We start from the raw sequence: 10515 nt of genomic DNA on the forward strand, positions 1-10515 counted from the left end.
GGATGCGCGCCCGGAGGGCCGGGACGCCGCCGCGACACGGGGTATCGTCGCGGCGGTGGCCCGGCGCGGTTGGGCACGGTCGTATCGTGCCCTACCGCGCGCGCAGCCCGGCCCGGAGCGCAGCGGAGGGACACGCCCGAACCCGCGGTGCGAAGTGCGAGGTGCGAGGTGCGAGGTGCGAGGTGCGGAGACGGCGCGGGCTACTCGCCGACGACGGGGGCGATGCGGTCGCGGTCGGTGTCGAGGGCGCGCTCCACCCACAGCACCTGCACCACCGTCCACACCAGCAGCACCAGCGGCAGCGCCAGCAGGAGCCCCAGGAAGCCGAACATCCCCCCGAAGAGGAGCAGCGCGAAGAGGGTGATGAAGGGGTGGATCTCGGCCTGCCGGGCCATGGCGAAGGGGGTGATCAGGTTGGCCTCCACCTGCTGGATGGCGATGGCCGAGAGCGCCACCCACACGGCCTTCGAGGGGTCGTCGAGGAGGGCCACCAGCGTGGCCGCGGCGCCGCCCACCCAGGGGCCCACCAGTGGGACGAACTCCACCAGCCCGTTGAAGATCCCCAGCAGGAGCGCGTTGGGGACGCCGATCAGGCTCCAGGCCACGATGCTCAGCACCCCCACGCCCACCATGGCGATGGCCACCCCCTTGAGCCACCCCACCAGCCGCTCGCCCAGGAGCTGGAAGATGCGGTAGACGGCCGGCCGCACGCCGGGGGGAACGGCGCGCAGCAGCGGGGTGAGGAGCCGGTGGTTGGGGTTGGCCAGCGCGAACAGCCCGCCGAAGAAGACCACGATGGGAAAGAAGAGCACTTCCGCCAGGCCGACCGCCTTCCCCATCACGTCGCCGCCGCTCCCACCGCTCCCGCCGGCGGGGAGCTGCGCCTGCCCGCCGCCCGGGGTGGGGATGTCGACGGAGAGGCCCGTGCTCTCGCGGATGGTGCGCTCCCACTCCCGGGTCTTCTGCTCCAGCGAGGGACCCATGCCGGCGACGCTGCGGGCCTGTCGGAGGAGCGCGGGCGCGCCGAACCAGAGCAGGGCCGCCACCAGGGCCACGCCGACGAGCCCCGCGGCCGCGGCGAACCAGCGGCGCTTGATCGCCGGCAGCTTCCGCCGGAGCGCGTCGAGTCCCACGGCCAGGATGGCGGCCGCGTAGGCCAGCAGGAACGTCTGCGCCAGGGTGTCGAAGAAGCGCCAGGCCAGCGCCAGCAGGAAGAGGAGCCCCGCCGCCTGGTAGAGGTGGTGCGGCAGGACGCGCGTGTCGCGGCCCTCGCGGGGGAGGGCCACCGCCTCGGGAGGCACGTGCGGCGCGGGCTGCGGGGTGGGCTCGGGGCTCGCCATCGGCTCCGGGGTGCGGGACGCGGATGTCCGCGCGCCGGGAGGGCAAGGAGCGCACCATGCGCCGCAAAAGCCGCCCGCGCCGGCCGGACGCGAGAGCGGGGCCCGCCCGGTGGCGGGCCCCGCTCCGGAACGCAGGGGCAGGGGGCGGCGCGGCGAGGCTAGTCCTCGTCGTCGTCGTCGTCGCCGCCGCTGTAGCCGGCCGCCTCTTCCTCGATCATGTCGGTGAGCTGCGAGCCCCAGGCGCTCTCCAGCAGGCGGCGCACGCGCGGGAAGCGGTGCATGACCTCGGCCATCTCGGGGCTGACGAAGAGCTCCAGCACCTCGTCGCGGCGGCCGGTGCCCTCTTCGTCCAGATAGTCCTTCAGCTCTTCGATGAGGTCGCGCAGGTCGCTCAGCAGCTCGCTGGGGAAGTGCCCCTCGTCCAGCGCCACCGCCGACTCCACCCAGTCGTGCACCTGCGAGACGAGCTCGTCGAAGCGTTCGTCCACCCGTGAGTCCGCCATTTTCCCCTGCTTCTCCTGAGATCTCGAGGTAGGTCCGGCCCCCCGGTCCGGGGCGCCGGCGCCGTCGTCATCCACGCGCGTGGTCCAGTCGCGACACACCCTAAAGGCTGCCGCGGGCGCGGTCAAGTGTGACAGACGCGCGGTTTGCGCCGGTGAACTCCCCGCGCGCGTCGGCTTTTCCCGCGCGCCGCTTCCGCCGCCCCCGGCGGGCGGCGGCCGGCGATCCGCATCCGCGCGAGTGTCCGATTCTGGGACGGCGATTCCCACAAGCGGGCAGACGCGCCGCTCCCCGGGCCGGAAACGATTGCGTAAACAGTTGTAAATCGGCAGTTTGCGGATCGGCCGTCCTCCGGCACGGTCCTCGCCTTCTCCAGGGGAGGCGCGCCCCGCGGGGCGCACGGAATCGTCCCGTCGCTCGCGACTGGCTCAACTTCATCCGGCGCACCACCATGGACCTGGGCGTGGACCTCACGGCGATGCTGGCGATCTGGATCGCCGGGGTGCTCCTGCTGGTGGCGGTGGCGGGGCTCGCGGCGCGGCTGGGGCTCAAGCCGGTGCTGGACTCGGTGGCGCGCCTGCGCGCCGCCGGGCGCGGCGGGGCCGAGCTGGAGGAGCGCTTCGCCGGGCTCGAGCGGCAGCTGCGCGCCGCCAACGGCCGCCTGGACCGGGTGGCCGAGGCCCTGGAGCGGCGCGAGGCGCGGCTCTGAATCCCGGGCGCCGGGCCGCCCGTAAGAGCCTCGTCCCACCCGCGGCACCCCTTTCCGCAAACGTCGTTCGTCAGGAGATACACGTGGTCGACATCCCCCGCAAGCCGGTCAAGAGCCGACGCCAGTGGATCTACGGAGGCGCCGCGCTCGCCGTGCTCGCGCTGGTGACGCTGGCGCTCTCGCGCATGGAGCCCGCCGCCCCCACCGTGGACGGCGCCACCGTGTGGAGGGACACCGTGCGCCGCGGCGAGATGGTGCGCCAGGTGCGCGGCCCCGGGACGCTGGTGGCCGAGGACATCCGCTGGATCTCGGCGGTCACCCAGGGCCGCGTGGAGAGCAAGCTGGTGCAGCCCGGCACCATGGTGCGGGCCGGCACCGTGCTGGTGACGCTCAGCAACCCCGATGTGGAGCGCGCCGCGCTCGAGGCGCAGCGCCAGCTCACCGCCGCGCGGGGCGACCTCACCACGCTGCGCACCAACCTGCAGAACCAGCTGCTGAGCCAGGAGGCCACGGTGGCCCAGATCCAGGCGCAGTACAACGAGGCGGAGCGCCAGGCGCGCTCGGCCGAGGGGCTGGCGCGGCAGAACATGGTTTCGGCCTCCGAGCTGGCCCGCGCCCGCGACAACGCCTCCGACCTGCGCACCCGGCTGGACGTGGAGCGCAAGCGGATCGACTTCCTGCGCCAGTCGATGCGGCAGCAGATCGCCGCGCAGGAGTCGCAGGTGGCCATGCTGAACCGCCTGGCCGAGTTCAACCGCAGCCAGATCGCCTCCATGCAGGTGCGCTCGGTGAACGACGGCGTGCTGCAGGAGCTGCCGGTGGAGCTGGGGCAGTGGGTGAACTCGGGGGCCACGCTGGCCAAGGTGGTGCAGCCCACGCGGCTGAAGGCGGTGCTGCGCATCCCCGAGACGCAGGCCAAGGACGTGGTGGTGGGGCAGCGCGCCTCGATCGACACGCGCAACGGCGTGATCCCGGGGCGGGTGACGCGCATCGACCCGGCGGCGCAGAACGGCACGGTGGCGGTGGACGTGGCGCTGGAGGGCGCCCTGCCGCGCGGCGCGCGCCCCGACCTGTCGGTGGACGGCACCGTCGACATCGAGCGGCTGCACGACGTGCTCTACGTGGGCCGCCCGGCGTACGGCCAGGCCGAGTCGAGCGTGGGGCTGTTCAAGATCCTCCCGGGCGGCCGCGAGGCGGTGCGCGTGACGGTGCAGCTGGGCAGGAGCTCGGCCAGCACCATCCAGGTGGTGCAGGGTCTCCAGCCCGGCGACGTGGTGATCCTGTCGGACATGTCGCAGCACGAGAACGCGGAGCGGGTGCGGCTGCGGTAGGAAAGTGCGAAGTGCGAAGTCCTGAGTGCTGAGTGCGATACAAACCCGGCGCCCGGCACAGGCATCCAAGCACCTGGCACTCGGCACCAAGGACTCAGGACTCATTCATCCCCAGCCCCGAGAGACGAGGCTCCCCATGGCGAACGGCAGCGGCAACCAGGCACTGATCCAGCTCGAGGGCGTGAGCAAGGTGTTCCTCACCGAGGACGTGGAGACGCACGCGCTCGCCAACGTCCACCTGGAGGTGAGGCAGGGAGAGTACCTGGCGATCGCCGGGCCCTCGGGGTGCGGCAAGACCACGCTGCTCTCCATCCTGGGGCTGCTGGACTCGCCCACCGACGGCGTGTACCAGCTGGCCGGCAAGCCCGTGTCGGGGCTCTCGGCCAGCGACCGGGCGCGCATCCGCAACCGCGAGATCGGCTTCATCTTCCAGGCGTTCAACCTGATCGGCGACCTGACGGTCAAGGAGAACGTGGAGCTGCCGCTCACCTACCGCGGCATGCCGGCGTCGGAGCGGCAGAAGCGGGTGCAGGAGGCGCTGGAGAAGGTGGGGATGAGCCACCGCATGAACCACTACCCCTCGCAGCTCTCCGGCGGCCAGCAGCAGCGCGTGGCGGTGGCCCGCGCCATCGCCGGCGACCCGCACGTGCTGCTGGCCGACGAGCCCACCGGCAACCTGGACTCCACCAACGGCGAGCAGGTGATGGGGCTCCTCCAGGAGCTGCACCGCGAGGGCGCCACCATCGTGATGGTCACCCACGACCCGCGCTACGCCGAGCACGCCGAGCGCACCATCCACCTCTTCGACGGCCAGGTGGTGCGCGACGAGCGCAGCGAAGTCGCCGCCGAGCTGGAGCGCCACGGCTTCGAGCTGCACGACAACTGACCCTCGCGTCTTTCGGCAGACTCACCGGACGGCGGCCGGGTGGGGAATCGTCCCCGCCCGGCCGCTGCCGCGTCCCCGCCGTGCGCCGGCCGGTTCCATCGGCCCGCTGCAAACCGATCCGGCGCGGCCCGCGTCCAATCCGGGCCGGCGCCCCGCGGTCCCCGGGGTGCACCTCCCCCTCCCGGAGATCCTCCGATGCGAACCCGCCCTCTGGCGCCTCTCTGCACCGCCCTGCTCCTCGCCGGCGCGGCGCGCGCGCAGACGGCGCGGCCGATGACGCCCGACGCGTGGCGCGAGGACCTGCGCTTCCTCGACCGGGAGCTGCGGCGGCGCCACGCGAACCTGTTCCACACCGTCACGCCCGAGCGGTGGGCGGCCGAGGTGGCCGCGCTCGACTCGGCCATTCCCCGCCTTGACGACGACGAGGTGGTCGCGCGGATGAAGCGGCTGGTGGCGCTGGTGGGGGACGGGCACACGGGGCTCGCGGTCCCCGGCCGGGTGCGCACGTACCCGCTCGTCGTCCGCCGCTTCGGCGACACCCTGCGCGTGGTGCGGACCGCGCCGGAGCACCGCCGGGCGCTGGGCGGGGTGCTGCTGCGCGTGGGAGAGATGGACGCGCTCGCCGCCTTCGACTCGCTGGCCGCGCTGGCGCCGAAGGGCGAGACCGAGGGGTGGGTGCGGGTGCTCGCGCAGGGGTACCTCGTGCGCCCCGAACTGCTGCACGGCTTCGGCATCGTCCCCCAGGCGCGGGCGGCGCGCTTCACCGTGCGGACGGACGCGGGCGAGGAGGTGGCGCTCACGCTCGCCCCCGTGGCCGCGGACTCGGCGGCGTGGGTGGACGCCTACCCGCGGCCGCCGCTGTACCTGACGCGGCGCGACGAGCCGCTCTGGCGGACGGCGCTGCCGGACGGCAGGACCTTCTACGTGGGCTTCAACGCCTACCCGTCCACGGTGGACCTCCGGCGCTTCACCGAGGAGACGGTGCGGGAGATGGCGGCGGCCGGGGCCACGCGGCTGGTGATCGATCTGCGCGGCAACGGCGGAGGCGACTACACGCGGGTGCGCGGCGGGATGATCCCCGTGCTGCAGCGCGCGGGCTTCGGCGCGCGCGGGCGGCTGTACGTGCTCACCGGGCCCCGCACCTTCTCGGCGGCGATGAACAACGCGGCGGACTTCCGCTCGATGCTGCGCGCGGTCCTGGCCGGCGAGCCCACGGGCGCGCGGCCGAACGGCTACCAGGAGAACGACGGGATGCGGCTCCCCAACTCGGGGATCGAGGTCGGCTTTTCCACCCGCTACTACAGGTTCCAGGACGAGGACACGCCGGGCGTCCTCCCGGACCAGCGCATCGAGCCCACCTGGGCGGACTACGCCGCCGGCCGCGACCCGGTGCTGGAGTGGGTGCTGGCCCAGCCGCTCGCAAGGCAGGAGCGCGCTTCGACCGGCACCCTCGCGATCGCGGGGTCCCCGGTGTCCGTTCCTGGGACGCAGATTCCCGGCACCGCACAGGCAAAGCATCCGTCATCTTTCGCTAAGTATATGATGTAAAGCAGCTTGCGTCGAATGTGATTCGGGCACGCTCCTTCCTTTTCTCTCCGCCCATCGCGCTCCTCCATCGTCCGCACCGCGGGCGGCGCACTTCGCACCCAGCACTTCGCACTTCGCACTCCGGCTATGGACACCCTCCTCCAGGACCTCCGCTACGCCGTCCGCACGCTGGCGAAGTCGCCCGGGTTCGCGCTCGCGGCGGTGCTCACGCTGGCGCTGGGGATCGGCGCCAACACGGCGGTGTTCAGCGCGGCGAACGCGCTCCTGCTCCGGCCCCCGCCGGGGAGCGAGCCCGGCCGGCTGGTGCGCGTTTACCGCGGCAGCCACTCGCCGCTCTCGCCCGGGGAGCTGCGCTACGTGCGGGAGCACAACCGCACGCTCGAGGGCCTCTTCGGCGAGCGGCGGGCCGTGGTGGCGCTCAACACGGCGCGCGGCAACGAGCGGGCGGTGGTGGAGCTCGTCAATGGCAACTACTTCACCCTGCTGGGCGTGCCCGCCGCCCGCGGGCGGGTGTTCACCCCGGCGGAAGACTCGGTCCCCGGCGTCAGCCCCGTGGCCGTGCTCAGCCACCGCTGGTGGAAGGCCCGCTTCGGCGCCGACCCGGCCGTCGTGGGCCGCACCATCCGGCTGAACGGGCGCGCCTACACGGTCGTCGGCGTGGCGCCGGAGCACTTCAGCGGCACCTTCCCGGGCTTCAGCGCGCACGCGTGGCTGCCGATGTCGGAGCTGAAGCCGCTCACCGGGATGGACTTCGAGGACGCCGGGAGCCTGTACGCCATGGGCCGGCTGAAGCCGGGCGCCACGCGCGACGCGGCCGCCGCCGACCTGAAGGTGCTGGCGGGGCAGCTCACCGCCGCCGACCCCCGGCTGCGCCGGCCGGTGACGCTCACGGTGGACCATGCGCGCGGGGTGAACGCGGAGCTGCGACCCCAGGCTGCGGGCGTGGCGGGCGGGCTGCTGTTCGTCACCCTGCTGGTGCTGCTGATCGCCTGCACCAACGTGGCGAACCTGATGCTGGCGCGCGCCACCGCCCGCCGCCGCGAGATCGGCATCCGCCTGGCCATCGGGGCCAGCCGACGGCGCCTGGTGCGCCAGCTCCTCACCGAGAGCGTGCTGCTGGCGCTGGTGGGCGGCGTGCTGGCGCTCTTGATCGTGACCTGGCTGGCGGACCTGGCGGCGGCGCTCGTCCCCGCCACCTCGGAGGTGGCGCTCGACTTCTCGCCCGACCGGCGGGTGCTCTTCTTCGCCCTGGGCGCCTCGCTCTTCGCCGGGGTGCTCTTCGGGCTGCTGCCGGCGCTGCGGGCCTCCGCTCCGGACGTCACCTCGTCGCTCAAGGAGGACTCGGCCGCGCCCCGGCGCTCGCGGATGCGCGGGGCGCTGGTGGGGGCGCAGGTGGCGCTGTGCATGGTGCTGCTGGCCGGCGCCGCGCTCTTCCTGCGCTCGCTGGGGAACGCGCGCCGCATCGACCCCGGCTTCGACCCGGCGCCGCTGCTCAACACGCGCATCGACCTGCGGCTGGGCCGCTACGACGGGACGACGGGCCCGGCGTTCTACCGCCGCCTCCTGGGCGAGCTGGCGGCGGTCCCCGGCGTGGAGTCGGCCGCGCTGCAGCAGGTGCCGCCGCTGCAGGGCGAGAACCGCGAGACGTCGTTCGTCACCGAGGGCCAGGGCCCCGACGAGGAGCGCCGGATCACCAACTTCGACGCGGTCTCGCCCGGCTTCTTCCACACCATCGGCATCCCCGTCCTCGGCGGGCGCGAGTTCGCGGCGAGCGACGGCGAGACGGCGCCCGCCGTGGCGGTCGTCAACCAGACCTTCGCCCGGCGCCACTTCCCCGGCGGCCAGGCGCTGGGGAAGCGGGTGAGCATGGAGGGCGCCGAGGGCCCCTGGGTGACCATCGTGGGCGTGGTGCGCGACGCGAAGTACGTGACGCTGGGCGAGGACCCGCGCCCGATGCTGTACCTCCCCTTCGCGCAGAATTACGACGCCGAGGCGGTGGTCTACGTGCGCGCGGCGGGCGACCCGGCGGCGCTGGCGAAGCCGGTGCACCGCGCGGCGCAGGCGCTCGACCCCGTGCTGCCGATCCCCGAGCCCGTGCCCGTGCGCGAGAGCCTGCGCTTCGCGCTGGCGCCGGCGCGGGTGGGAGCGTGGGTGCTGGGGGTCTTCGGCGCGCTGGCGCTCTCGCTGGCGGCGGTGGGGATCTACGGCGTGGTCTCGTACGCGGTGAGCCAGCGCACCCGCGAGATCGGCATCCGCTCGGCGCTTGGGGCGGGCCCCGCGCGGGTCGTCCGCATGGTGCTGGGCGACAACCTGCGCGTGGTGGCCGCCGGGCTCGGCGCCGGGCTGGCGCTGGCGGTGCCGCTGGGGATGGCCGCCGCCGGGTTCCTCTACGGCGTGAGCCCGGCCGACCCCGCGGTGCTGCTGGGGACGCCGCTCGTGCTGGCCGCCGTGGCGCTGCTGGCGAGCTGGGCCCCCGCCCGCCGCGCCGCGCGCGTGGACCCGATGGTGGCGCTCCGGGCGGAGTGAAACCGCGGGCGCGGGGCGTCCGTTGCAAGCGAGACAACCGGAAGGGGGCAGGGAACAGGGGACAGGGGACAGCCAGCGAGCGACAACGGCGGCCCCCGTTGCCCAGGCTGAATCCTGTAACCTGTCCCCCTCGCCGTTAAACCCTCCGGCCGCCACCCGCATCCAAACGCGCGTGCCGCAGTCCGGGCCAGCAGCAGCCCTCACCTCAACATCCTCAGGAGGACCCTCCGATGACGTCCTGGTACACGGCTCCGCGCGCGGTCTTCGCGCTCTCCATGCTGGCGCTGTCCGGCTACGCGGCGGTCGCCCCCGCGTCCTCGCACGGGCGCGGGCTCCAGCAGGACTTCGACTGGAACGGCGAGATCGCCCCCGGCGCCACGCTGCGCGTCTTCACCACCGCGGGCACCGTCACCGTGCGCCAAGCGGCTGGCCGCACGGCGCGCGTGCACGGCGAGACCCGCGACGCCGACGACGAGCAGATCCGCTACCTCACCGACCGCGACGGCGGCGACGTGCGCATCTGCGCCGTGCGCGAGGGCGGCGAGTGCAACGACAACGGCGTGCGCGACCGCGACCGCGGCTGGAGCCGGCGCAACCGGCGCGCGAAGGCCAACTTCACCATCGAGGTGCCGCGCGGGGTGGTGGTGCGCGTGGGCAGCGGCAACGGCGACGTGACGGTGGACGGCGCCACGGCGGACGTGAACGCCTCGTCGGGGAACGGCGACGTGCGGGTGGGCTCGGGCGCGGCGCGGGTGGACGTCTCCAGCGGCAACGGCGCGGTGATGGTGGACGCCGCCCGCGGGCCCGTGCACGCCAGCACCGGCAACGGGCGGGTGATGGTCTCCACGGCCCAGGGCCCGGTGGAGGCGTCCAGCGGCAACGGCAGCATCGACGTGTCGATGGCCTCGCTGCGCGGCGACGACGACATGGAGTTCAGCAGCGGCAACGGGAGCATCACGCTGCGCGTCCCCGCGGACTTCTCGGCCGAGATCGAGGCCTCGACCGGCAACGGCGGCTTCGAGTCCGACTTCCCCCTGCGCGTGGTGGGCCGCATGAGCCAGCACCGCGTGCACGGCACCATCGGCAGCGGCGGCCGCAGCGTGCGCATGTCCACCGGCAACGGGAGCATCCGGGTGCTGCGCGCGGGGACGTAACCGACAGTGCGAAGTGCGAGGTGCGAAGTGCGAAGAGGCCCGGGCGCAGTCCCGGGCCTCTTCGCGTCTGGGCGGAAGATGAGGATTCGACCAGACGGATGTCATTCCGAGGGGCGCGGTAGCGACCCGAGGGATCTACTTGGCGCTTCTGGTGGGTGGCGGCCCAAGAGGATGCCTGACGCCGTCTTTCGAGATTCGCTGTGCATCGGGAAGCTGTCATTCCGAGTGGAGCCCGATGCGCTGATCTCGCGTTCGCCACCGAAGTCGGCCGGGCTCCCGAGGAATCTACCCGCGGCCGGCAGGAGGCCGGACCGATGCACGGAGCCAGCGTCCGGGCGGGGTGATACCAGATTCCGAGACTGATTGTGCATTTCGCACCCAACCAGGAATGTCATCCTGAAGGAGCCCCAGCGACTGAAGGATCTGCGGGTGGGTCGTGAGCGTCAGCCGGACTCACGCTCGCATTCAACCCGCAGATCCTTCGGGTCGCTTTAGGCTCCCCTCAGGATGACATTCCACG

Annotated in this window: 8 protein-coding genes; 6 read left to right on the forward strand and 2 right to left on the reverse strand. The window is 73.3% G+C overall.

Annotation, left to right across the window (positions count from 1 at the left end):
- Window positions 1–200: 200 nt before the first annotated feature.
- Both VF746_22480 and VF746_22485 read right to left on the reverse strand, forming a co-directional pair.
- Complete coding sequence (locus tag VF746_22480; protein ID HEX8695195.1) at window positions 201–1340, reverse strand: AI-2E family transporter; 1140 nt, start codon at window positions 1338–1340, stop codon at window positions 201–203.
- A 158-nt stretch (window positions 1341–1498) separates the two neighbouring features.
- Window positions 1499–1843: a hypothetical protein gene (locus VF746_22485; GenBank protein HEX8695196.1), complete on the reverse strand. Its 345-nt coding sequence runs from the start codon at window positions 1841–1843 to the stop codon at window positions 1499–1501.
- 449 nt (window positions 1844–2292) lie between these two features.
- Here VF746_22485 and VF746_22490 point away from each other — a divergent pair, with 449 nt between their 5' ends.
- The 6 genes from VF746_22490 to VF746_22515 all read left to right on the forward strand — a co-directional run bounded on the left by VF746_22490 (window position 2293) and on the right by VF746_22515 (window position 9995).
- Window positions 2293–2550 (forward strand): hypothetical protein, encoded by a 258-nt coding sequence (locus VF746_22490; GenBank protein HEX8695197.1) that lies wholly within the window; start codon window positions 2293–2295, stop codon window positions 2548–2550.
- An 83-nt stretch (window positions 2551–2633) separates the two neighbouring features.
- Window positions 2634–3881, forward strand: a complete 1248-nt coding sequence (locus VF746_22495; protein HEX8695198.1) for an HlyD family efflux transporter periplasmic adaptor subunit — start codon at window positions 2634–2636, stop codon at window positions 3879–3881.
- Between the two features lie 136 nt (window positions 3882–4017).
- Window positions 4018–4767 carry an ABC transporter ATP-binding protein gene (locus VF746_22500; GenBank protein HEX8695199.1) on the forward strand — a complete coding sequence of 250 codons (750 nt, stop codon included), beginning with the start codon at window positions 4018–4020 and terminating at the stop codon, window positions 4765–4767.
- Between the two features lie 195 nt (window positions 4768–4962).
- Window positions 4963–6315 carry a hypothetical protein gene (locus VF746_22505; protein ID HEX8695200.1) on the forward strand — a complete coding sequence of 451 codons (1353 nt, stop codon included), beginning with the start codon at window positions 4963–4965 and terminating at the stop codon, window positions 6313–6315.
- A 126-nt stretch (window positions 6316–6441) separates the two neighbouring features.
- Entirely contained in the window at window positions 6442–8841 is a 2400-nt protein-coding gene (locus VF746_22510) for an ABC transporter permease (GenBank protein ID HEX8695201.1), read from the forward strand.
- A gap of 230 nt (window positions 8842–9071) precedes the next feature.
- Window positions 9072–9995 carry a DUF4097 family beta strand repeat-containing protein gene (locus tag VF746_22515; protein HEX8695202.1) on the forward strand — a complete coding sequence of 308 codons (924 nt, stop codon included), beginning with the start codon at window positions 9072–9074 and terminating at the stop codon, window positions 9993–9995.
- Window positions 9996–10515: the final 520 nt, after the last annotated feature.

Source organism: Longimicrobium sp., from assembly GCA_036389795.1.
Classification (GTDB): Bacteria; Gemmatimonadota; Gemmatimonadetes; order Longimicrobiales; family Longimicrobiaceae; genus Longimicrobium.

What these genes read in the sequence shown, in the direction of transcription:
- VF746_22480 (HEX8695195.1), bottom strand. Translation starts at nt 1,340, where the DNA reads ATGGCGAGCCCCGAGCCCACCCCGCAGCCCGCGCCGCACGTGCCTCCC.
- VF746_22485 (HEX8695196.1), bottom strand. Translation starts at nt 1,843, where the DNA reads ATGGCGGACTCACGGGTGGACGAACGCTTCGACGAGCTCGTCTCGCAG.
- VF746_22490 (HEX8695197.1), top strand. Translation starts at nt 2,293, where the DNA reads ATGGACCTGGGCGTGGACCTCACGGCGATGCTGGCGATCTGGATCGCC.
- VF746_22500 (HEX8695199.1), top strand. Translation starts at nt 4,018, where the DNA reads ATGGCGAACGGCAGCGGCAACCAGGCACTGATCCAGCTCGAGGGCGTG.
- VF746_22505 (HEX8695200.1), top strand. Translation starts at nt 4,963, where the DNA reads ATGCGAACCCGCCCTCTGGCGCCTCTCTGCACCGCCCTGCTCCTCGCC.
- VF746_22510 (HEX8695201.1), top strand. Translation starts at nt 6,442, where the DNA reads ATGGACACCCTCCTCCAGGACCTCCGCTACGCCGTCCGCACGCTGGCG.
- VF746_22515 (HEX8695202.1), top strand. Translation starts at nt 9,072, where the DNA reads ATGACGTCCTGGTACACGGCTCCGCGCGCGGTCTTCGCGCTCTCCATG.